The sequence below is a fragment of the Marinomonas sp. 63XJN7_9_ISO-PGPR-S23-217 genome (genome assembly GCF_056173515.1).
Map to the genome: position 1 here is coordinate 3737879 of NZ_CM149678.1, position 22964 is coordinate 3760842.

19 protein-coding genes are annotated in these 22964 nt (G+C 44.1%); 5 read left to right on the forward strand and 14 right to left on the reverse strand.

Annotation, left to right across the window (positions count from 1 at the left end; genetic code table 11):
* Positions 1 to 557 precede the first annotated feature (557 nt).
* The 11 genes from AC0VYI_RS17470 to AC0VYI_RS17520 form a co-directional block, all read right to left on the reverse strand.
* The gene (locus tag AC0VYI_RS17470) at positions 558 to 1091 is read right to left on the reverse strand and encodes a GNAT family N-acetyltransferase (protein WP_475444469.1); all 534 of its coding nucleotides are present in this window, start codon (positions 1089 to 1091) and stop codon (positions 558 to 560) included.
* On the reverse strand, positions 1088 to 1357 hold the full coding sequence (locus AC0VYI_RS17475; protein WP_475444471.1) for a type II toxin-antitoxin system TacA family antitoxin: 270 nt from the start codon (positions 1355 to 1357) through the stop codon (positions 1088 to 1090). The genes AC0VYI_RS17470 and AC0VYI_RS17475 overlap by 4 nt, the downstream gene beginning before the upstream one ends.
* A gap of 126 nt (positions 1358 to 1483) precedes the next feature.
* Positions 1484 to 1654, reverse strand: coding sequence for a hypothetical protein (locus AC0VYI_RS17480; RefSeq protein WP_475444473.1), 171 nt, complete (start codon positions 1652 to 1654; stop codon positions 1484 to 1486).
* 133 nt (positions 1655 to 1787) lie between these two features.
* Positions 1788 to 2150, reverse strand: coding sequence for a hypothetical protein (locus AC0VYI_RS17485; RefSeq protein ID WP_475444475.1), 363 nt, complete (start codon positions 2148 to 2150; stop codon positions 1788 to 1790).
* Positions 2151 to 2198: 48 nt separating this feature from the next.
* A complete protein-coding gene (locus AC0VYI_RS17490) occupies positions 2199 to 2726 on the reverse strand; it encodes a hypothetical protein (RefSeq protein WP_475444477.1) in 528 nt (175 codons plus the stop codon).
* An 863-nt stretch (positions 2727 to 3589) separates the two neighbouring features.
* On the reverse strand, positions 3590 to 3925 hold the full coding sequence (locus AC0VYI_RS17495) for a hypothetical protein (protein WP_475444478.1): 336 nt from the start codon (positions 3923 to 3925) through the stop codon (positions 3590 to 3592).
* Between the two features lie 189 nt (positions 3926 to 4114).
* Positions 4115 to 4522: a GFA family protein gene (locus AC0VYI_RS17500; protein WP_475444480.1), complete on the reverse strand. Its 408-nt coding sequence runs from the start codon at positions 4520 to 4522 to the stop codon at positions 4115 to 4117.
* Positions 4523 to 4689: 167 nt separating this feature from the next.
* Positions 4690 to 6147, reverse strand: coding sequence for a hypothetical protein (locus AC0VYI_RS17505; protein WP_475444482.1), 1458 nt, complete (start codon positions 6145 to 6147; stop codon positions 4690 to 4692).
* 246 nt (positions 6148 to 6393) lie between these two features.
* Positions 6394 to 8172, reverse strand: a complete 1779-nt coding sequence (locus AC0VYI_RS17510; protein WP_475444484.1) for a flavin monoamine oxidase family protein — start codon at positions 8170 to 8172, stop codon at positions 6394 to 6396.
* A gap of 35 nt (positions 8173 to 8207) precedes the next feature.
* Positions 8208 to 9518, reverse strand: coding sequence for an FAD-dependent oxidoreductase (locus tag AC0VYI_RS17515; RefSeq protein ID WP_475444486.1), 1311 nt, complete (start codon positions 9516 to 9518; stop codon positions 8208 to 8210).
* Between the two features lie 636 nt (positions 9519 to 10154).
* Positions 10155 to 10682: an alpha/beta fold hydrolase gene (locus AC0VYI_RS17520; RefSeq protein ID WP_475444488.1), complete on the reverse strand. Its 528-nt coding sequence runs from the start codon at positions 10680 to 10682 to the stop codon at positions 10155 to 10157.
* A gap of 532 nt (positions 10683 to 11214) precedes the next feature.
* Between AC0VYI_RS17520 and AC0VYI_RS17525 the strand changes: the two genes are divergently transcribed.
* Positions 11215 to 11964: an IS5 family transposase gene (locus AC0VYI_RS17525; protein ID WP_475443627.1), complete on the forward strand. Its 750-nt coding sequence runs from the start codon at positions 11215 to 11217 to the stop codon at positions 11962 to 11964.
* Between the two features lie 232 nt (positions 11965 to 12196).
* Here AC0VYI_RS17525 and AC0VYI_RS17530 read toward each other — a convergent pair whose 3' ends face one another.
* Entirely contained in the window at positions 12197 to 12646 is a 450-nt protein-coding gene (locus AC0VYI_RS17530; protein WP_475444490.1) for a GNAT family N-acetyltransferase, read from the reverse strand.
* A 1252-nt stretch (positions 12647 to 13898) separates the two neighbouring features.
* Between AC0VYI_RS17530 and AC0VYI_RS17535 the strand changes: the two genes are divergently transcribed.
* Genes AC0VYI_RS17535 through prpD form a run of 4 tightly spaced genes read left to right on the forward strand, consistent with a single transcriptional unit; the run spans position 13899 to position 18190 of the window.
* Positions 13899 to 14582 carry a GntR family transcriptional regulator gene (locus tag AC0VYI_RS17535; protein ID WP_067341291.1) on the forward strand — a complete coding sequence of 228 codons (684 nt, stop codon included), beginning with the start codon at positions 13899 to 13901 and terminating at the stop codon, positions 14580 to 14582.
* Positions 14583 to 14614: 32 nt separating this feature from the next.
* Entirely contained in the window at positions 14615 to 15493 is an 879-nt protein-coding gene (gene prpB, locus AC0VYI_RS17540) for a methylisocitrate lyase (RefSeq protein ID WP_067341295.1), read from the forward strand.
* A gap of 41 nt (positions 15494 to 15534) precedes the next feature.
* Positions 15535 to 16662 carry a bifunctional 2-methylcitrate synthase/citrate synthase gene (prpC, locus tag AC0VYI_RS17545; protein WP_475444492.1) on the forward strand — a complete coding sequence of 376 codons (1128 nt, stop codon included), beginning with the start codon at positions 15535 to 15537 and terminating at the stop codon, positions 16660 to 16662.
* A 40-nt stretch (positions 16663 to 16702) separates the two neighbouring features.
* Positions 16703 to 18190, forward strand: a complete 1488-nt coding sequence (gene prpD / locus AC0VYI_RS17550; protein ID WP_475444494.1) for a 2-methylcitrate dehydratase — start codon at positions 16703 to 16705, stop codon at positions 18188 to 18190.
* Positions 18191 to 18299: 109 nt separating this feature from the next.
* Here the strand turns inward: prpD and AC0VYI_RS17555 are convergent, their stop codons facing one another.
* Positions 18300 to 21368 (reverse strand): efflux RND transporter permease subunit, encoded by a 3069-nt coding sequence (locus tag AC0VYI_RS17555; RefSeq protein WP_475444496.1) that lies wholly within the window; start codon positions 21366 to 21368, stop codon positions 18300 to 18302.
* Positions 21368 to 22486 carry an efflux RND transporter periplasmic adaptor subunit gene (locus AC0VYI_RS17560; RefSeq protein WP_475444498.1) on the reverse strand — a complete coding sequence of 373 codons (1119 nt, stop codon included), beginning with the start codon at positions 22484 to 22486 and terminating at the stop codon, positions 21368 to 21370. The genes AC0VYI_RS17555 and AC0VYI_RS17560 overlap by 1 nt, the downstream gene beginning before the upstream one ends.
* Positions 22487 to 22964: the final 478 nt, after the last annotated feature.

Genomic DNA, 22964 nt, shown 5'->3' on the forward strand with positions numbered 1-22964 from the left:
CACGCCTGCGCAGGGATGACAATACTCTCCGTCAAACTCCAAGTTAATCAGAGGAATACAATCAAATCGGTAACACCAAACAACCCCATCCTAGCCTTCCCCTTAAAAAAGGGGAAGGGACTTGGCGATCAGTCGCCCTTACCTTCTGTCGGAGTTAAAACCCATAGGTCCCACATCTGCGCTGGGATGACGGTAGCTCAAAGCCTATACGGGGATGAAAGAGCCGCTTCGACGCAACGAAGTTGCGCGACTTTATGGTGTTTCAAAGTCAGTTAAAAATACCTTGTCTCCTATCCTCAAAACCAATCTATGCCTTGATGGGGCTCTGCATTGACAACATGATGCCTTCATGAGGAAACGAGGCGCTGCCCTTAAAAGCGAATTTTTGGTTACTTTTGCGTCGCTAGACAAAAGTTACCCGCTCAGCAGAGCGGAATAAAGGTTGGGCAGACAAAGTGTTTGAATGGAAGATGGTATCTTCCCCTTAAAAAGCGATTATTTTCAAAGCTCTAGAGCTGTTGCAGAACAATCAATGACACGACCCTTTTGATTGATTTCTATTGATTAAAAAGCTGTTCTATCGTTTTCATCGGTAAGAACATACGAACATGCCCATTATGTTCGCACAACACTTCAAAGCCGAACTTCGCGTAGAACGATTGAGCGGAATCTGTCAGACAGTCCACAATGATTGCGTATGCCCTCATGTAATGATTCACTTCCCACAAATACTTCAATGCACGAATCAGACTAACCTTTCCGAGCCCTGAACCATGAAACTCTTTGTGCACAGCTAATTGAGCCAAAAGAAAAACGGGGATTGGATACCTAGGAAGTTTATTTGCTAGTGGTGTCGGTAATGTTTCTCGGCTGATAGAACTCGGGGCAACACTATAAAACGCACAAATAGCGTATTTTTGATTTAACAGTGGCTGAGCGCTAGGTAAAACCATAGTTCGACTAATACCTGCTTGCATATGCTTTGCTGCTTGAGTTTTGATAAATGTATTTAACTCTTGCTCACCACAGTCGAATGAGTTGCGGTCATGCTTTGATTTACTAAGTTCTACGAACTCTTTACCCCAACTCACCTAATACCGCTCTCATCTGTCAATTTGGCAGCGTCAAGCAACGCTTGATTCGGTGCTTTTGCTTTATCACACGCTGCCATAAACTCGTCAAAGACACTGTCTTTAACCACAATACTTTCATGCTCTTCGATAACCTGAGTGGCATCTTCATCCATAAGCCTCACTACATATTCAGTGAGACTTTTTAAACCCAGTAAAGCCGATGCCTTTTCAGCTTTTGCCTTGATCTCTTCATCAAGACGGATATCTAAACGTGCCGTTGCCATAACCCCTCCTACGTACGGATACATTCCGTAAACGTAGTGATTATAGTGCAAATTTAAAGCTCACTCAAATTGTACGGAAACGTTACGGAATACAAAAAATATAACGACTAAACGGTTACACAGTGGTTAAACCATGACTATAACCGTCTGTTGGAGTGGAATAAGCTCCGATGGCGTTAGGATGGCAATCAGATAGCTACCCGATTGAACCACGAGCATAGACTGAAGAAACGGGATACCTGACATAATACCAGCATGATAACCGACGAATTTACAGGCTTCTTCCAATGTGTTCACTCATCTCTTTTGAGCAGTGCAAAAGGTCTATTTATTTAGAAGGAATGGCTGTGTGCTACTTGATGTAGGGAATCATACCAACGCCCAACCCGAAGGGCGATGCTGTCTTTGCTTGTTATGTTTTGGGGCTTACTCATATAATATCAATTGTGCCGTCACTACGAGTGATATTGATACTCTCGTATTGCGAAACCTCAGTGTGTATGTAGAGTGCAACACCGCCGGTTAAAGCAATTTTAAGCACCAGATCATTTTCATTACTGATGCTAATTACTTCTTGTTTGGGGACGTGGATAATATCTTTTGTACTTACCCACTCACCGTCGTCGAACCACAGTTCTTTGATTCCGTTTATTTCGCCTTCTATTTTGTGGAGAGCTTGAATAACCAAACCATTCTCAAAGGCTATTTGAGCATCATAATAGCCAACCGACACAAGATTCACTTCTTGGCCTATTAGTTCTTTCAAATGTGATTCGTCCGGTAATTCGTTCATATCTTAAGAAACATAGCCAACTATTTTTGTTCCGACTTTAAGTGATTGTTAGCTACGTACTGAATAGGGAACCACTGTAATTATTTCATCAAGTCGGCTGATAACCAAATCACCAAGCGAAGCGGTTGAAGTAAAATCAATTATAAAACTCTCAACGGCATTGCAAACATCGATAACCAATGATTTAGTAGAGATAACAACCGTATCTTCTTCAGCATACAGTTGATGTCTAAGAGTATCACAATCATGATATAAGAACTTCATGACATTAGATTTTTCATGTAATTCAGCTGTCGTGCCATAAGTATGAAGTAACGCACATCTGGCGGCATAGAGATCCTCTCCCGAATATTGATACTGTTGTTCAAAGTTTGGTTTTAAATACCTATTGCACCAGTCAATAAAATCTTTGCGCGTAACTTTACTTTTTCCTGGCGGCCTAGCAAGACCAGCCATAGCATCGATACAAATAAAACTCATGGCAATACTTGGAGTAACTAATCCTTGAGCATCACATCTCTTTATTTGTTGAGTAAGACCTCTTAATACAGCCAAATCTGCTTTTTTTTGATTCATGTAGTCTTAGTTACCTCTAAAGTACCCAACAGTTTATAGTGCGCACGCGCATTTATCCAATAAATCGGCATGCGTGTTATTCTAGTCTTAGCCATTTAGATAAATTAAGTTAGCATTATGATTTATATAAAGTTATTTATAATAACAAGCGTTCAGGCTTAGACTGAAAAAAAACATGCTTGTTTTGTCTAATAACCGTGCATCAGGAGGGAAAAATATGTGGCTTTCGTCTTCCTAGACGCCATGTTTACACTCTAATCTATTTTCAAATAAGTGCCAATTAGAACATGTTGATATCTGATTCAGCGCAGGGTCAAAGCCCTTTTCGTGAAAGCACTTCAGAATAGTTAGCTTGGATCAGGCCGAAAAGGTGTTCGACCTCTTAATCTAATGAGGTAACTATTGTTGGACTGAAGTCCAACCTACAAATCGTCTTCGACGCAACGAAGTTGCGCGACTTTATGGTGTTTCAAAGTCAGTTAAAAATCCCCTGTCCCCTATCCTCAAAACCAATCTATGCCTTGATCGGGCTCTGCATTGACAGCATGATGTCTCCATGAGGAAACGAGGCGCTGCCCTTAAAAGCGAATTTTTGGTTACTTTTTGGGCGCTTGCAAAAAGTTACCCGCTCAGCAGAGCGGAATAAAGCTCATAAATACAAAGCGATTGAGAGACAAAAAACAGAACAACCCCATCCTAGCCTTCCCCTTAAAAAAGGGGAAGGAACTTGGTGATTAGATGCCCTGGCTCCTATCCTCAAAACCAATCTATGCCTTGATGGGGCTCAGCATTGACAACATCATTTTTCTATAATGAAACGCAACAAGGCTTTAACGTGCTGCGCTGATAATCTACGACTTTTGTTAATTATCTTTCCTGCGCTCCACTGAAAGCGGCCGACGACGGTGCTGCTCTTGCACGATTGGTGGCATAACAGTGAAGAACTCTGTCCATCCACCAGTGCGATTACGCAGAAGGTCGTACTTCTCTGGCTGGGACATCGCTTGAGTTAAGCTATTCGGATCGCCTGCTGTAATAGTGAGTACATTTGAACCTTCTCCACTGGCAAAAGCAGCCATTACGTCCACCAGCTCTTCTGCACTAAAACACTCAAGAATATTCATGTCGGTCGGTGCCCCATTAGCATAATAAGCGGCGCCTTTTTGCTCCCTACTTTGGCCTGTAAGTTGCTCAACCACATCAAATAACGGGGCTTCTTGATGCTGAACAGGTTGGTCCGCTGGACTGGACTCTGCACTTAAATCAGAAGCAACGGTTTGGCCTAGCCTAAACTATTGTGCCGTAAACACTAAAGCTGATTCAAACCAAAACTGCCAAGCGTTGTAAATCCGTCTTGAACGCTTTGTAGGCAAATTTTCTTGCTCCAATTATTTTCTCGATGGCCCGTGCCCTTCATACATGGGCAAGTTTATTTCTAGTTCTTTCCAGTTCCCTTTTGATGAGATGAAGTTATGCGAGATGGGTCGTTCAACTATATCACTGTCGATTATCCCTAAACGGATTCTGAGCTTGTCCGGTTTAACTGAGTTTGAACTATATATTGGTTCACCGCATATTGAACAAAAGCATTTCCGCTTACCTTCACTACTCTCGTAATATATAAGAGTGCCTTTTGCGTCGTTAAGGTGAAGATCTGACTTATTCACATCACCATTGGTTGCAAAAGCACTGCCACTCGCTTTTCGACATAGTGAGCAGTGACAATAAATAGGATCTGTAATTCCACCATGTAGCTCGAACTGAATAGAGCCACACAAACAACTTCCTTTGTACATTTCGCCTACATGTAGTAGATATTTGCCTAACGTGAAGCTGTGCGGCGCAAACGAAGCGCAGCGTAGTTTGCGTCGAACAAGCGCCTTGTTATGCGAGATTAACTTAATCTTAATAGGGTTCCTTTTCCCCCTTCTTTGATTTACTACATTGGCCCTAAATTTTTTACTCAGGTGCTGGGGATAGCCTGAACAAATGCGGTGGTGTCAGTTTGTACGTCAATTATAATTGAAACATTACCATTGTTTTTAGAAGTTCCCAGTGATAAGACAGTAGTAGGCCACTTCCGAGGATTGGCCAAGATATACATCAATGGGACATAAATAAACGAATTCATATTCACCACGTTAGGGGACGATGTATTTGTTCCGGTGGTATAGGTAACTGATAGGTCGCTGACGATGTTTAAACTGCTGTCGGTATTAGTCATTGGCACACCCCCAAATGCATTCAACGGCACCGGATTAAAGGGCGTCCAAGATTCCAGATTGGCATATTGATTGATACTCCCGGTAACCTTAGCCAGCATCATGGCCCCGGCATGGTATTCTTTACTGAAGATCAAGCTTATGTTGATGTTATTCTTTGTATCCGTCAGCGTAAGTACATTGCTAATGAATGACATATTTTCTTTTACGAACTCATAAGAAGTGGAGTTGACCCCATCAAAAGAAAAGGTGATTGAGGCTGAATACACAGCTACACCAAAAGAAACAGTGTATTGACCTAAAATGGAAAGGAAAGCTTGTGGATGGATAGAGGGCAGTGGATAATAACCACTGAAAGCATCCAAAGCTTCGCTATTCGGATTGGGCTCAAGATCTGAAACGATGTTGTAATTAACTTTGTTATCAAAAATGATTGTTTGCAAACTTCTGGAGGAAACGGTTGTTCCATCTACGGTCATGTCGTTACAGGCAAATCCCTTTGAACCGGCAGTCCCCATAATCAAGTGCACGCTTTTTGTTCCATTTCGGAACTGAAAGTAGTACATGTTCATGTTATAGATGTAATCTTGCACCTTTTTCAGATTCTGATCGCCAGATCCGTAATCATAATAAAGGGTATTATTTTCCTCAATTTGCATCACTTTAATCATTGCCTTCTTCGGCTTCTCCGAAGTACTGAGGATAATTTCTTCGGGCAGATAATACGTTCCCTGATATAAACTATTCTTGATTGGATTGTTGTAGGTAAATCCTCTGACCGCTACTGACAATGCTGACAATATCTCTATCCGTCCGCTGAGTTCGACGGTAATTTTCGAATCACTTACACGGGTCAAGTTCAAGTTCAAAGACAATTCATTCGTGTTCTGAACAAGCGTCTTCCCATCAAAAGTTCCGCTTGAAAACGGAACGCTATGGGACGTTTTTCCATCCAGTGAAACGTATAAAGTAGTCATGTAGCTTGCTTCGCTACCCCCATTGGATACCACCAGATTGGCATCAATGGCGAAAAAAGCACCAGGGGCACAGTCCAAGGCGTAATAACCGTTATAGGGTAAAAGTGCCTTAGTATCGACACTAGGGACGAAAGCATTAGGATCGTAGTCCTGCAAATCAGCCCTAACAATACGATTAAAGGCCGCATACTCAAATACATTTACGTTCTGTGTGGTTTTCATAATATATTCTCTCCCTTTTATTTTTTACTCAGTTGATAATATAGATCAATAGTAAATTTTGGGGTTGCGATGCCTTACTCACAGGAAAATCAAGAATGCAGAGAGTAATTTATCCGAGTTCAACAACTTGTTAGACCTCTAGAATCAAATTGAGAATACAGCCCATCCTCTATCATGGAGCCCTATCACTGCTCTAATCCAATCACAATAGATCTGACAATGACAGGGCCACAGATTAAGGATCCTCTACTTACACTGCCCTGACCTACAGCCACTAGTACAAATCAGCTTATAGTTGCTTGCGGCAATGGTTTTCATATCCAGATAATCAACCAGAACCGATTCAGCCGTGGCAAATGCTCCCTCGACCCAAGCCTGATCATTGGAATATGCCGACCCAACAATAAATAGATTGGCTTTTTTCGCCCCCGCCATCACCGCAGGGGTCCGGATTTTATCCATCACATCGGCAATATCATAATGGGCCGCCCACGCGTGATAGCCCGCCCCAAATGGGTTAAGCCCCCAATCCATAAATCGGGTTTCCAGCAAATGATCCTTAAGATCATGCATCGGTCCTTGTTCGCCGTAATGCAGCCACGCTAATTCACGCAGCAGCATATTTTCCATAACCTCTGGAGCCTTACGTGCTCCTTCAAGTGGTTGCAAATCCTGCTCGATGGATTGTTCCCGCCGCTCCTGCGGCGAAAGCTCCAGCTCCCGCCAGAAGGTGGAATAGGTCATATCGTCATAGGATGCCAATATGCCATAAACTTTCTGTTCCTTGTTAATAGGTGCATTATTGCCAAAATAATATACCTGACGCAGCGCAAGGTCGGTTATGGTTGGGCCAAAAACATTTTCAGTCGTCCCATTGGACGATATTAGGCTGGGGGCGTATTTGGCATCTTTCCACCAAGGCTCATCAAAGAACATAGCCACCTTGTAAGAGGGCTGCTTGATCACCGATGATAGATAATTGCGCACCTCATCGTCATTTAGAAAATCCTGATGGACGTCAAGGTCACCATAACGGGTTGCTTGCGATACTAGATCGATGGATTCTGGCGGCATGGCCAAAAACGCATAATCAGCATACTCTACCCCGCCATGGGCACGATCGGGATCATCCTTTTTCGCCAACCGGTAATGGGGCTTATCCCCCTCATACCAGATGGAATGCAGGCGCGTTTTCGGCGTATAAACGAATTTGGCACTTCCTTGCGTCTTAGACGCACTTTCGCAGGCCGAAAATAGGGAGGAAAACAGAGTGGAGTACCCTGTAGACAGGGTTTTAAACGCTCCCCCAGGGGCAAATTCACCGTTATAAATTGCCGCATTAGCTGCATTCCAGTTGATCACATTGGATGCATAACCGCCGCCCATGGCCGCATAATTAAAGGCTTCATTGCCTTCCTGATCATAAAAAACATTCCAATAGCCGATATTGCTAACCACATCACCGGGCTTATAGACATCAGAACGGAAATTATCAGGCAAAACACCATTAGCATAAAATTCGCATTGCTTTGATCGGTTATCAAGTTCCTGATCGCCAATCAGATCAGATGATAGATAGGAAAATAACGCATCTGGAGCCAAATTACGGGCAAAAGGTACCGTATTATAAGGCGCAGAAGCCCCTTTTCCCAATTGATCCTGATAAAAATGTTGCCCGCGAAGGTAAAAAAGTGGGTTTTCTGTAGTAAAGAAATTAACCACCTGACCATCAAGATCAAGTTGCTTGATGGTTTCGGTCACCAGCTGATGACCTTCGGTCCCATCCCATTCCAAATAGCGCATACCGCCGATTTCAATATAGGAATTGCTCGGATCTCCCTGATAGGGATAGCTGCAAATCCTCCCAGCAGGATTGCGGGTGCCGCCATCGCCTGCGGTAAAGCTGTAATGTCCCCATTCAATCAGTTGAACCGTGTCATCGGCAGTCAATTTACCTCCAGTCAAAAGCCGCCAAGCCGTATAAAGGCCGCTAGGCCCAGCACCAAAAATAACATATTTTGACATAATAACCTCGTAAGAAAATCAATCGGGATTGCTTATTAAAGCTGGCTCGGTTGCCAATCAATGGAGAAATTCGACAGATCAAAAGTCACATCACCATAAGTCACTTCGGTGATCGGCTTTTCCAGCATCTGGCATATGGTATCGCCCAAAAGCGGAATGAATTTTGCCGCCCAGCCCGCCGTATAAACCACAATATTATTATGGTTTTTATAGCTGGCAGGTGCATAATCCATCAACAGTTCCTTATCGGCATCCTTTGACAGCGCAATGATACAGGTCGATGTAAAGTGTGGTGCCGGATCAAGTCCCTTCATGTGGTTGCGCACCCAGTCCGATGTCAGCCCCAGATTGATATTACTTGGGACAAAACTGCGCTCGGCTGGGGTTTCCATGACTTTATCAGGGAAATCAGGGGCCACTCGAATATAGCCGGGATAGGACCAATCAACTTCAGGAAAACCGTAAAAATCGTATGGATTGCCCAAAGCATCGGCGTCCTTAGCCGAGGCAAAGGAAAACCATGTCGGGAACCAGGCGTGGGCATCTTTCTTTTTGAAATAGGCCGATGACATTTGCCAGATATTAATCGGGGCAACGAACCCCATCTTGCTGGTCAAGTCATTGGAATAAGCACCGGTAGTGATCGCTAATTTTTTGGCCTTGAATTCCTTATCATTGGCTGTGACTACCACCTCATAATCACAGCTAGTGACTTCTGTAACCTGATGATATTCTAGAAAGTCGACATACTCAGACGACAATGCCGCATCAAACAGGGTCTGTTCGGTCGCCTTCATATTGATAACACCGCCATTGGCCTGAAAAAATCCAGAATAATCACTGGGCAAATTCTTAAAATTAAACCGCTGTTCAATCTCCTTGGCGTCTAGCTCACTATAAGGAATGCCCAATTTGGTCATCACTTTTTCAGCATCATCAATACCACCTTCCTGCGAAGAAGCTGCAGGATCTCCAAACCATACACTTCCCACATCGGTCATCAACACGTTGCGTGTCAGATTTTGCAATTCGGCCCAATATTCTTCGGCCGCAATCACCAGTTCGGCCATGTATTCCTGTGCATATTGCACCCGAAATTGCCGTGAATCCCCGGCTGAACTTCCAAGGTTGTTGAAATAGCCAAATTGTTCGATCACAAGCGTTTTCATCCCCCGTCTGGCTGCATGATATGCAGTTGACAGGCCAATGGGCCCCCCACCAATAACGATCAATTCATATACCATAGATAAATACCCGTCCTTGTATTGAATTAAAATAAGGAGTTGCTTAAAAAAACAACTACTAGATGACAGTTGCGTCTCTAGTCTTAGCGCGACGACAGCCATGCCAACATCGCCTAACAAAGACTAAGAAAACGGTAACATGAAAAAAAATAGATAGGTATTACACTCTGTTACACTAAAATTGGCTCTTCATTGTTAACCACTGACATGTTGCAGAATGCTCGTAAGACGGATTTAGAAAAGGCTACCAACAAATTTAAATAAGCCTCATTATTGAAATAATTTCGCTTTCAACTGCAAGCCCTAAATCTGTGGCATCAACACACTTTTATCAACAGAGAATTCAACAACAGAGGGGGTTTGGGGTAAGAGAGATTTGAAATCGGTTTATTATGTGGTAATGATGGCTGAATTCCTAACTCACTTTCAATTCCCTCAAAATCTATGCAAGATTCCGAGAATATTCTTAGTATTGCGGAATAATTAAAGCAAAGATCTTCTATTAGCTGAAACTCTGTATTGTGGTCAACGCCGCGTTAAGTGGTGAACAACGCCAACCACCAAACCTAAAGTATTTGCTCAGTTAAATGTTTTATTTATTACCAAACAAATTCTATCTAATTTATCTGCTAAGACAAAAGGGAAATGACCAGAACCCTTCAACTCCAATTCAATTATATATCGATTAAATTTTTTAAAAGATCTTGGAATTTCAACTGGAAAACGATAATCCTTTTCTCAAAAAATATTCAAAATAGGAAAAGTAATTTCTGATAACTCATCGATTAGATCAAAGTTTGATAAAAAAATTTTGAATATTGAATCAAATGCATCCTCAGATAATGTTCTAGACATATTTTCAAAAAAAGTTAACCTTACTAACTTTTCTTTTTCTGTCATAAAAACATCTTCAGGCTCAGCATCTTCTAAATTAAATAATTTAAGCGTTTCTCTATATTTTAACCATTGTTCAGTATTCAACCCTGTATTCATCAGGATCAATCCACAAATTTTATTTTTAAATAAAGATATATATTTTAATGCGAGAACGCCACCCCATGAGTGCCCTAATATTATTGGCTTATGCTCGCACCTATTCACTAGAATATCTATTTCTTCTATTAACTCATCAATAGTTATATTAGGTCCTTTTTTTTGACTATAAAAGATACAATTGAATGTGTCATTTAAGATCGAAAAATATGGCTCTAGATAATCATCGAAGCCAGGCCCACCATGTAGAAAAATAATGGTTTTTTTAGTCATAATATCCATATTATTTGTGAGGTACGAAAAAAAGTTAGCTATTTTATGTCCGATTTAATGAATTTGTTATATGTCTTTTGACGCAAGTCTGGAGATTTCAACTTCCTCCATTCTAAATATACAGATTTCATCCAGTTTTGTCGCACCAATTTTTTTATAAAACTGTATTGCTGGGTCATTAGTTTTTAAAGCCCACCATTCAAAACGTGAACAGTTTTGTTTGATTGCTAACTTTGATAAATAGCTAAGCACTTCTTTTCAAATACCTTGACCTTGTAATTCAGGTTGAATGTATAAGTCATCAAGATGCAGTCCACGCCTTCCTGTAGTAGTAGAAAAAGTATAATAAAAAACAGCAAAACCACATGCTATTTTATTTACGTAACAAATGATAGCTTCTGCATCAGGATTAGGTTTAAATAAATTATTTTCAATATCCGATTTAGGGGCTGTTGATCTTTGTCTGAATTGTGAGCGAAGAAGGTAATCTCGTATAATTTACTTCGCCAAAAACAAATACAACGAGATTACCATGCCCCGATTAATGCTCACTGATGAGATGTGGTCGAAGCTAAAAGCTATTCTGCTTGAAGATAGAGTCTATAACAAGCGAGAGCATCGATACACGATGGAAGGCATTCTTTATCGGTTGCGTGTCGGCTGCCCTTGGCGAGATTTACCAGACTATTTTGGCTTATGGAATACGGTTTACCGTCGTTTTTTACTGTGGTCCAGAAAAGGAATTTTACTCAGGCTATTCAAATCCTTATCGGCCAATAAGGATACGGAATGGGAGTTTCTTGATGGCAGCTATATAAAAGCGCATCAACACAGCTCGGGCGCATCCTCTGAGGAAAATCAAGCGATTGGGCTGAGTCGTGGCGGTAATACAAGCAAAATCCACCTTGCTGTAGACAGTTATGGTTTACCAATAGAGTTCATAATCACAGGCGGAGAAGTTCATGATAGTAAAGTGGCCAATGACCTTATTGAGGTCTTGCCACAAGGAGATTTCATCATTGCGGACAAAGGTTATGACAGTGAAGCGATTCGCGAGAAAGTTCGTCAATGCGGCTCGACTCCAGTCATTCCTAGAAAGCAAAATTCGAAAAAAGGAAACGCCGATATAGATTGGTGTTTATACAAATATCGGCATTTAGTTGAAAATGCGTTTGCTCGGCTCAAACATTTTAGAGCGATAGCCACGCGTTATGATAAGTTGAAAATTCATTTTGAAAGCATGTTAGCGTTAGCTTGCTCGATCATTTGGCTGCCAATGTGAAAGATCAACAGCCCCTAGTAACTGATATTTCATACGGAAAATTTTCAAATGCGGCTAACTCTTTTATAAATGTTAGTAATAATTCTGAATCTTCGATTTTTGCAGGTAATATTTCTAGCATATTAATTCCTGATTGGGGCATTAACGCCGCGTTAAGGCGTGACGTGACGCGTGCCATACTGTGAGCGAAGCGAAACTGGCACGCGTTGCGGAATCGCTCTTAAACGCTTTGTTATGTGAATGCTTTCTCATGACTAACGTGGTGCCTATTTACAGGTAAATAACCACAGCCTTCGTAAAATTTACTCGCTTGTAGAGTATCGGTAAATAAGGTGACTTTCGTGAAATACTGAGACGCATGTTTCTCAAGAAATTCGAGCAATTCGCGTCCAACACCCAAACGACGACTGCACTTACTTACATAGAATCGACGCAACCGCGCGCAGTCATCTTGGCGATTAATACCACCGATAGCTACCAATTTACCATCGACCCTAACAGTCACAAGGGTTTCACCGTTCTTATTAAACTTATTTACTCCACTTGCAAAATCATTTTGAAGTCGTGCTAAAAAGCGAAAACCTTCCAATTGGCTTTCAGTTATCAGAGTTTCAATATCACTTGGTAATTGTTCTACTTTCTCAATCTTCATAAATTCACATAACATTTTAATAGTGCGCATGCGCATTTATCCAATAAACCGGCGTGCGTGTTATTCTAGTCTTAGCCATTTAGATAAATTTAGCTAATACCATGATTTATATAAATTTATTCAACATGGTAAGCGTTCAGGCTTCGGCTGAAATAAGCATGCTTGCTTTGTCTAATAACCGTGCATCAGGAGGGAAAAATATGTGGCTTTCGTCTTCCTAGATGCCATGTTTACACTCTAATCTATTTTCAAATAAGAGCCAATTAGAACATGTTGATATTTGATTCAGCGCAGGGTCAAAGCCCTTTTCGTGAAAGCACATCAGAATAGCTAGATTGGATCAGGTCAAAAAGATGTTCGACCCCTTAATCCAATGAGGTAACTATTGTTGGACTGAAGTCCAACCTACAAATCGTCTTCGACGCAACGAAGTTGCGCGACTTTATGGGGTTTCAAAGTCAGTTAAAAATACCTTGTCTCCTATCCTCAAAACCAATCTATGCCTTGAGGTGGCTCTGCATTGACAACATCATATCTCTATGAGGAAACGAGGCGCTGCCCTAAAAAGCGAATTTTTGGTTACTTTTTGAGCGCTTGCAAAAAGTTACCCGCTCAGCAGAGCGGAATAAAGCTCATAAATACAAAGCAATTGAGAGACAACAAACAGAACAACCCCATCCTAGCCTTCCCCTTAAAAAAGGGGAAGGGACTTGGTGATTAGTTACCCTCACCTTCTGTCGGAGTTAAAACCCATAGATCTTACGCCTGCGCGGGGATGGGGGATGACCTTGAGCAAGCCAAAAAAGCCGCTTCGACGCAACGAAGTTGCGCGACTTTATGGTGTTTCAAAGTCAGTTAAAAAGACCTTGTCTCCTATCCTCAAAACCAATCTATGCCTTACAGCCTAAAGCGTACCGAGAAAGTAAGTTGTATAAAACGTCGATCACACGCTTCTCGTTAAAAAAGCGAATTTTTGGTTACTTTTTGGGCGCTTGCAAAAAGTTACCCGCTCAGCAGAGCGGAATAAAGCTCATAAATACAAAGCAATTGAGAGACAACAAACAGAACAACCCCATCCTAGCCTTCCCCTTAAAAAAGGGGAAGGCACTTGATGATTAGTCACGCCGCACACGACAATGCCCATTCAGCACTCTCTACTCGACTAAAAAATGTTCAAAATTTGTTTAAAAAATAAAAATTGTCGACAATATAACTTGATAAACACCAAAAATAAGATTAAAACTGCATATATTGTCAACAATAAATAGAACACGTAGCCATTATGAGTAACCTTGTTTCTGTCAAATTTGCCACCTTATCGGAAGACATCGCCCAGCAGCTAAGTCGTGCCATCGTTCAAGGTCATATTCCTCAAGGCAGCAAAATTTCTGAAGCGGAATTAGCCAAACAATACGGTGTATCAAGAGGGCCGCTTAGGGAGGCCATTGTTAAATTAGAAGGTCTTGGCTTGGTCACTCGCACGGCAAACGTGGGGGCACGGGTAATAGAGCTCAATATTGATGACATGTTAGAAACCTTTGCTATGCGAGAAGCATTAGAAGGCATGGCCGCTAGGCTGGCGTCGGAAAAAATGCCCGAAGAGGAAGTCACTCGGTTATATCATCTGCTAGACGAGCACCAAGCCTATCTGGATGCGAACCACGATGAGCATTATGTGCAACAAGGAGGTAACGACGATTTTCATCTACGCATCATTCACGCTAGCGGCAACACCAAGCTTATTCGATTGTTAACAGAAGAGCTGTATGCCGTTATCCGCATGTATCGACATCACACGGCAGATCAAAGACGCGACCCGCGCCAAGCGTTGCGTGAGCACAGGGCCATTTTAGACGCCATAGCCAATCACGAAGGCGACCTTGCTGAATTACTGATGCGTCGGCATATCAGCCGTGCCAGTCAATTGCTGAAACAAGCCATGGAGCAATGCCTCGTTAAGCCTTAACCCAAAAGATAAATGAGAAAGGGAGAAAAATAATGACAAAACACTCAGCAGGATTACGTTTTAGACAAGCAGTACAGGAGCACGCCCCTTTGCAAGTGGTGGGCGCGGTGAACGCCTATTGTGCCATGATGGCAGAGCAAACAGGGCACCATGCCATTTACTTGTCCGGCGGCGGTGTCTCCAATGCCTCCTACGGTTTACCAGACCTGGGCATGACAGATTTACACGATGTTCTAGAGGATGTACGGCGCATTACTTCCGCTTCCGACTTGCCCTTATTAGTGGATATCGATACGGGCTTTGGTGGGGCTTTTAATATAACCAGAACCATACAACAAATGGAAAGAGCCGGTGTTGCAGCGGTACACATTGAAGACCAAGTCCAGCAAAAACGCTGTGGTCATCGCCCTAATAAAGCCATCGTCAGCCAAGACGAAATGGTCGATCGCATTAAAGCTTGTGTCGATGCTCGTCATGATGAAAGTTTTGTCATTATGGCCCGCACGGATGCCCTCGCCGTAGAAGGTATGGAATCGGCCATCGAACGGGCTATTGCCTGTGTGGAAGCGGGTGCCGACATGATTTTCCCAGAAGCCATGATTACCTTGGAGCAATACAAAGAATTTGTCGAGGCCGTCAAAGTGCCTGTCTTGGCCAATATCACCGAATTTGGCGCCACTCCGCTGTTCAGTAAAGAAGAATTAGCCAGTGTTGGGGTAGGTTTGGTGCTCTACCCCTTGAGCGCATTTCGCGCCATGAATAAGGCTGCCCTTAACGTTTATCAACACCTACTGAACGATGGCCACCAACGTAACGTGGTCGACAGTATGCAAACACGTAACGAGCTTTACGACTTTCTCAACTATCATGAATACGAAGACAAATTAGACGAGCTTTTCTCTAAAAAATAACCTCTCTCTAAACAATAACAATTAAAGTAAGGAGTAGAAACATGGCTAAAGTTCTTTCCGGCGCAGGCCTACGCGGCCAAAGCGCAGGCCAAACCGCACTCTGTACCGTCGGCAAAGCCGCCGCAGGATTAACCTATCGTGGCTACGATATTGATGTATTAGCCGATAAAGCGAGCTTTGAAGAAGTCGCCTATCTTTTATTATACGGTGCACTGCCGAACCGTGCTCAGCTGCGAGACTATGAAGCAAAACTTATGGGCTTGCGAGCCTTACCTGAAACCCTTAAAAAAGCCTTAGAACTGATTCCCGCAGAGGCTCATCCAATGGATGTCATGCGCACGGGCTGTTCCTTTTTAGGCAATCTGGAACCAGAGCAGGACAACGAAGAAACTCACCATACAGCGAATCGTTTGATCGCCGCCCTGCCCGCCATCGTGTTGTATTGGTATCGCTTTAGTCATGATGGTGTGCGCATTGATACCCTCAATGACCATGTTCCTTCCTTGGCGGGGCATTTCCTCACCATGTTGCACGACAAAGCCCCTAGCGCGCTTCATGCAAAGGTCATGAACACCTCTTTGATCTTGTACGCAGAGCACGAATTCAATGCCTCGACCTTCACGGCTCGGGTATGCGCTTCCACTTTATCGGACATGTACTCTTGTGTCACAGGTGGTATTGGCAGCTTACGCGGCCCGCTTCACGGCGGTGCAAATGAAGCGGCAATGGACATGATCGAACCTTGGCAAACCCCAGACGAAGCCGAAGCCGCGCTACTGCAAAAACTGGCTAATAAAGAAAAAGTCATGGGCTTTGGTCATGCTATTTACAGCGATCGAGATCCACGTAATGACATCATTAAAAAATGGGCGAAAAAACTCAGTGAAGACGTCGGCGACGACCATTTATACGCGGTGTCTGAACGTTGCGAAGCGGTTATGTGGCGCGAGAAGAAGCTCTTTTGTAATGCGGATTTTTTCCATGCCAGCGCTTACCGCTTTATGGGCATTCCCACTAAGCTATTCACGCCGATTTTCGTTTGCGCCCGAGTGACAGGCTGGACCGCCCACGTCATGGAACAGCGCGCCAACAATCGTATTATTCGCCCCAGTGCCGATTACATTGGACCGGACCATGCGGATTGGGTGGATATTGACGACCGTCCTTAAGCGAAAAATAGACAAGAGAAATACTAAGTAAGGATCAAAAATGAGTGCCAACGTAGACCAAAACAACCGTCCGGATTACGACCAAGTCATCCAGGACATCGCCGATTATGTACTGAACTATAAAATAGAAAGCCAAGAAGCCCTGGATACCGCTCGTAACTGTTTAATGGATACCCTCGGCTGTGGCTTACTCGCCCTGCGCTTTCCTGAATGTACCAAGCATCTTGGTCCCATTGTGCAAGGCACGGTTGTCCCCAATGGTGCCCGCGTTCCCGGCACGTCTTTGTCCCTCGATCCAGTCAAAGCCGCGTGGGACATAGGCTGCATCATTCGTTGGTTGGATTACAACGACACTTGGTTAGCCGCCGAGTGGGGACACCCTTCCGATAACTTAGGGGGCATTTTGGCGGTGGCGGATCACCTTTCCCAAGTACGCTTGTCAAAAGGCGAACAGCCACTGACCATGCGAGACGTCTTAGAAGGCATGATCATGGCCCATGAGATTCAAGGCGTCATCGCCCTCGAAAACTCATTCAACCGTGTGGGCTTGTGTCACGTTTTATTGGTACGGGTTGCCTCGGTTGCCGTAGTAACCAAAATGATGGGGGGCGACAGAGAGCAAATCATGGCCGCGATTTCCCAAGCATGGGTAGATGGTTCCGCCCTGCGTACCTATCGCCATGCGCCTAACGCAGGCTCTCGTAAATCGTGGGCGGCGGGGGACGCCACCTCTCGAGCGGTTCGCTTAGCCGATATGTCCATGCGAGGCGAAATGGGCATTCCCGGTGTATTAACGGCGCCACAGTGGGGGTTTTATGATGTGTCTTTCTCGAAAACCAACAAAGACCAAGCCATCAAACCAGAAGCACAACGTCAGTTTGCTTTTTCACAAGACTACGGCACCTACGTGATGGAAAATGTCTTGTTTAAAATCTCTTTCCCGGCGGAGTTCCATGCACAAACGGCAGCGGAAGCCGCTGTGATACTGCATCCCCAAGTGAAAGACCGCTTGGCAGACATCGATAAAATCGTCATTCGTACCCATGAATCGGCCATTCGTATTATTTCCAAATCCGGCCCGTTGGCAAACGCTGCCGACCGCGATCACTGCTTGCAGTACATGGCTGCCGTTCCATTAGCCTTTGGTCATTTAATTGCCGAGCACTATGAAGATGACTTCCATGACGCCAACCCCATCATCGATGAACTGCGTGATAAAATGGAAATCGTCGAAGACAAACGCTTCTCTGCCGAATACCTAGAAGCCGACAAACGCTCCATTGCCAACGCCATTCAAGTGTTCTTTAAAGACGGAAGCAGCACTGAAGAAGTGGTGGTGGAATACCCGGTTGGGCACCGTCGTCGTCGCGAAGAAGGCATTCCACTTTTGGAGAAGAAATTCAAAAACAACTTGGCAACGCGTTTTCCGAACCGCCAATGCCAAACCATCTTTACTCTGTGTAAAGATCAAGCCACGCTAGAAAGCACGCCAGTTAACCTCTTTATGGATTTATTTGTCATCGCTTAACAGCCCAAGACATTGATTTCCATACATTCAACGAGGGCGCTTAAATCATTAAGCGCCCTTTCTGTTACCCTATTCTTTGCCTCACTTCCTGTCTTGATCAGATTGCATACTACAGCCCGTTGTCACCTCGACGCGCACTTTCCCACTGCATAACAAGTTTTAACGCCGCAGGCAGCACCAATAAGGTAATGAGGGTCGCAATCAATAATCCACCGATAATGGCATACGCCATTGGCTGCCAAAAGACTTCTCGGGAAATCGGCACCATCCCTAAAATCGCCGCACAAGCCGTCAATAAAATAGGACGGGAGCGATGTATCGCCCCTCGCGTAATGGCCTCGTGAATGGATACGCCTTCTTGAACATTGCGATCCACCTCAGAAATTAAAATAATCGCATTGCGAATGATCATACCAAACAGAGCGATAATCCCCAGTAAAGCGACGAATCCCATGGGGGTGCCTGTTGGCAACATGGCGATCACGACCCCGATTAAGCCAAAAGGCGCGATAAATAAAGCCAATAACATCCGTGAAAAGCGACGTAACTGAATCATTAATAATGTCAGCATGCATAAAATGGTCACTGGCAATACGTCATAGACTGACCGGTTTCCCTTACTTGACTCAGCAACGGCTCCCGCTTCTTTTAACTGATAGCCCGGTGGCAATTTATCCGTAAACTGCTGAACGATGGGAGCCAACTCATTGGACAAGGCTTGCGGCAACTCGCCCGACGCCGCATCTAATTGCACGCTAATATACGGCTCTCGATTCCAGCGCCACACAATGGGATCGGTTATGCCATATTGAATGGTGGCAATCTGTCTTAGTGGCACCGTTTGTCCATTGCTTATGGGTATTTGCAAGTTACTGATGGTGGATACATTTTCCTTAGCTTCTTTATTACCTTGCACCACCACATTTACCATACGGTTATGATCACGAAGCGAAGTAATCACATGGCCAGAGAAGATATTAGCCAGTGTATTGGCCACTTGTTCAGAACTTAGCCCCACCGCCCGAGCTTGAGTTTGATTAATATCAATGGCGATGCGACGTTCTGGCTCACCGCTGGTCAAGTTAATATCACGGGCCTGCGGATCTTTTCCTATTAACACGGCTAAATCCGTTGCCAATGAGCGCACCTTATCTAAATCTGGGCCCATAATACGATAACGCACAGGCCAACCCACTGGTGGCCCAAGCTCTAAGGGCGCTACACGACTGACAATATCCGAATCATGCTGATTCAAATAACGCTTGATATCAGCACTTAACCTATCTCGAACGTCAGTAGACTTCGCCACAACCACCAGTTCGGCCACATTCTCATGACTGAGCAAGACATCCATCGGCAAATAAAAGCGTACCGCTCCGGAGCCAACATAGGAGGAAAAATGCGCCACGTTTGGCTGTGTCTTAAGCCATTTTTCAAGCGCTATGACTTTTTCTCGGGTGGCACTTTGCGTGGCGTTTTGCGGCAAAGTCAAATCCACCAGCAATTCGGGGCGATCTGATGAAGGGAAAAAAACCGACTTCAACTGGCCCATCCCGACAATGGACAGACCAAGCAAAACACAGGCAAGCATAATCACACTCTTAGGCTTAGAGAGTGAATAAGATAACAAACGACTAAACATCCTTGAGTGGAAGCTGACCTTATCTTTGTGAGAAACCAGTGTTCGTGGCAAGAGCCAAACGCCTAACAAAGGTGAGAATAAAATCGCCACGATCCAAGAACTCGACAAGGAAATCAACACCACGACAAACATGGAATAACAGTACTCACCCGCACTGGAAGCGGCAAACCCCACCGGAATAAAGCCTGACACCATCACCAGCGTCCCCGTTAACATTGGAAAAGCCGTACTCTTAAACGCGTACACCGCGGCCTCTTTGCGTTGCCAACCTTGTTCCAACCGAGACACCATGGTCTCAACAGTAATCATCGCATCATCGACTAATAAACCTAACGCAATAATCAAAGCCCCCAAGGAAATACGTTGCAGTCCAATACCAACGATTTCCATACCAACAAAGGTCATCGCCAACACGATGGGAATAGAAAAGGCGACCACTAAGCCTGCTCTCATACCTAAAGAAATAAACGAGACCGCCAACACAATCACAATGGCTTCCACCAGCACTTTGACGAAGCCGTTCACCGCCCCTTTTACCACCTTAGATTGATTAGCCACCGTAAAGACATGCATACCATGGGGTAAAAGCCACTTGACCTTATCCATTTCTTGGTCGAGCCGCTGACCAAAATCCAACATGTTGCCTGTTTTCGACATGGAAATGGCCAGCCCTATGGCAGGCTGCCCATTCACTCGAAACTCGGGTTCCGGCGGTGTTTTTAACACTCGATGAATGGTGGCAATTTGCGTTAACGGCACAAAATGCCCATCGATATGCAACACAATATTTTGCAAACTTTTTTCGGACTTAAAGGCCCCCGACACTTGCAAATCAATACGCTCACTTCCTGTACGAATCACCCCAGCAGGAACAATGGCATTTTGCTGTTGTAGCATGGTCGTCACTTGCTTAAAGCTCAAACCTAAGCCAGCTAGTTTTTCAGGTGAAAAAGCAATATTAATTTGCTCATCTTGCGCCCCCAGCACCTTTATTTTACTCACGTCTGGCACACCTAATAGTCGGTCCCGAATACGGTCAACCACATCTCGCAGTTCACGCTCGGTAAAGCCTGTTCCGGTAAAACCATAGATGGTGCCATAGGTATCATCAAACTCATCATCAACCGCAGGTTTACTGGCACCCGATGGCAAACTAGGCGATAAATCTTTCATTTTTTTGCGCACCTGATACCAAATTTCTGGCACCATTTTAGGAGGTGTATCATCCCGAAGGTTCACAAACACAACAGACTCACCTTCCCGAGTGTAGCTTTTTAAATAATCCAGATAAGGCACTTCTTGCAGTTTTTTTTCCACCACATCAGTAACAAATTGCGTGGTATCTTTCACCGATGCGCCAGGCCATACGGTCGACACGACGGCTTTTTTGATCGTGAAAGAAGGGTCCTCATTACGGGGCAGATTGATATAGCTGAGTACGCCCATGACGACCACAACCATCATCAAAAAGCTGACCATTTGTTGATTATTCAGAGCCCATTCAGATAGGTTAAAACGCTTGCGTGGGTCAGACATCAGTTCGCATCCTTAAACAGGGTGACTTTCATGCCAGGGCGCAATGTCGATACGCCCGCCACCACAACACGCACTCCAGCAGACAAGCCTTTTGACACAAAAATACTGTCATTGCTGTAGCGAACAACCGTCACTGGCTGCAAATGAACGGACTGAGTTGACTCATCAAAAACATAAACGGCAGGCTGCTTACCTTGGCGCGTTAACGCCAATGCTGGTAATTGAATAATATTAGCTTCACGAAGACGAGCCGAGCCTTTCACAATAGCACCCAATACCATTTCCTTTGGGAAGGTTGTCAATTTGATTCGTACTCGATAGGTTCTTGTATTCGTATTCGCCTGAGGGCTGACATCTCGCACCGTTCCAGTGGTTTTAATGCTCGGGTCAGATAATAAAGATACCGTGATCTCGCTATGGGGAGGCGTATTGGTAATCATCTCCTCAGGCACATCAAACACCGCATTGCGCTGAGTCAGAGAAGCCAGTTTCACCACCTCCTGTCCAGCTGAAACCACTTGTCCAACATTACCACTGACCAGGGTCACTACCCCACTTTCCGGTGCCAGCAACTTGGTATAACTCACATTATCAGATGCTTCTTTGACGGCCGATTTTGCGCTTTCATATTGCGACAAGGCAGTATCATAATCGGACTTTTTCATGTCGAATTGCGATTGGGAAATAACGTGCGTTGACAGCAGTTTTTTATAGCGTTCGTAGGTAATCTTCGCCAAATTCAAACTGGATTGTGCACTCACTAACTTCGCCTGAGCATTGGCTAACTGATTTTTGGCATCACTGGTATCCAGCGCCGCCAACAGCTCGCCCTTAGATACCTTATCCCCCACATCCACTTTGCGCTCAATAATACGACCGCCTATACGAAATCCTAAAATAGTCTCTTGTTCTGGCTCAACATCTCCAATCAAACTCACCTGATCGGCTGATGAATCCGATGACAACAGCACGGTTTTCACGGGTCTAGGTTGCTCTGGTTCGATTTTTTTTGGCTCACTACAGCCCGCCAGCGCCACACAAAATAACAACACAACACCTTGTCTAACACGTGATGTAAAAGACCCCTGCAACTCTTGTCCCAAACGAAAAGACATCATTCCGACAACCTCAGTAGAAGACGAAAACCAACAATAACGCATTTAATTAAAAGGTATAACTTATTGCGATAACATCATAATAAATCAATTATATCGCCGATCTCCAGACAAAGCGGCACAGTTTAGGCCACGATCTCAATATAAAAAAACAACCTTACTCTGACTACATAATAATCTGCACTACGCCACGCTAGCAGAGCCTTAACAACTCCCCTCAAAGCCATCAAATAAATAGAGTTGAGCGAGAAAGTAACTAATACCACTAAAAAAACCAAAAGCGCTTACTCATTTTAAACTTATCTTTCATGGTCTGAGTAGAGAACCAACAGACTAGCCGATAAATATCAAGAAATGATTAAATAAGCGTGTTCATTAGGAGTGGTGTTGAGATCGAGTTTCATGTCCAGAAGCATGACAGTAATCACAGCCATCTTTGGTTAGGGGGCTCTTTCCAGTACGGAGGAGTTGGTCGAAGTGG

Excerpts from the sequence above, each read along its gene's own strand:
- AC0VYI_RS17490 (WP_475444477.1), bottom strand. The coding sequence starts at position 2,726 with ATGAATCAAAAAAAAGCAGATTTGGCTGTATTAAGAGGTCTTACTCAA.
- AC0VYI_RS17510 (WP_475444484.1), bottom strand. The coding sequence starts at position 8,172 with ATGTCAAAATATGTTATTTTTGGTGCTGGGCCTAGCGGCCTTTATACG.
- AC0VYI_RS17515 (WP_475444486.1), bottom strand. The coding sequence starts at position 9,518 with ATGGCTGTCGTCGCGCTAAGACTAGAGACGCAACTGTCATCTAGTAGT.
- AC0VYI_RS17520 (WP_475444488.1), bottom strand. The coding sequence starts at position 10,682 with ATGACTAAAAAAACCATTATTTTTCTACATGGTGGGCCTGGCTTCGAT.
- AC0VYI_RS17475 (WP_475444471.1), bottom strand. The coding sequence starts at position 1,357 with ATGGCAACGGCACGTTTAGATATCCGTCTTGATGAAGAGATCAAGGCA.
- AC0VYI_RS17485 (WP_475444475.1), bottom strand. The coding sequence starts at position 2,150 with ATGAACGAATTACCGGACGAATCACATTTGAAAGAACTAATAGGCCAA.
- AC0VYI_RS17505 (WP_475444482.1), bottom strand. The coding sequence starts at position 6,147 with ATGAAAACCACACAGAACGTAAATGTATTTGAGTATGCGGCCTTTAAT.
- AC0VYI_RS17500 (WP_475444480.1), bottom strand. The coding sequence starts at position 4,522 with ATGTACAAAGGAAGTTGTTTGTGTGGCTCTATTCAGTTCGAGCTACAT.
- AC0VYI_RS17530 (WP_475444490.1), bottom strand. The coding sequence starts at position 12,646 with ATGCGCACTATTAAAATGTTATGTGAATTTATGAAGATTGAGAAAGTA.
- prpB (WP_067341295.1), top strand. The coding sequence starts at position 14,615 with ATGACAAAACACTCAGCAGGATTACGTTTTAGACAAGCAGTACAGGAG.
- AC0VYI_RS17525 (WP_475443627.1), top strand. The coding sequence starts at position 11,215 with ATGCCCCGATTAATGCTCACTGATGAGATGTGGTCGAAGCTAAAAGCT.
- prpD (WP_475444494.1), top strand. The coding sequence starts at position 16,703 with ATGAGTGCCAACGTAGACCAAAACAACCGTCCGGATTACGACCAAGTC.
- AC0VYI_RS17560 (WP_475444498.1), bottom strand. The coding sequence starts at position 22,486 with ATGATGTCTTTTCGTTTGGGACAAGAGTTGCAGGGGTCTTTTACATCA.
- AC0VYI_RS17555 (WP_475444496.1), bottom strand. The coding sequence starts at position 21,368 with ATGTCTGACCCACGCAAGCGTTTTAACCTATCTGAATGGGCTCTGAAT.
- AC0VYI_RS17535 (WP_067341291.1), top strand. The coding sequence starts at position 13,899 with ATGAGTAACCTTGTTTCTGTCAAATTTGCCACCTTATCGGAAGACATC.
- prpC (WP_475444492.1), top strand. The coding sequence starts at position 15,535 with ATGGCTAAAGTTCTTTCCGGCGCAGGCCTACGCGGCCAAAGCGCAGGC.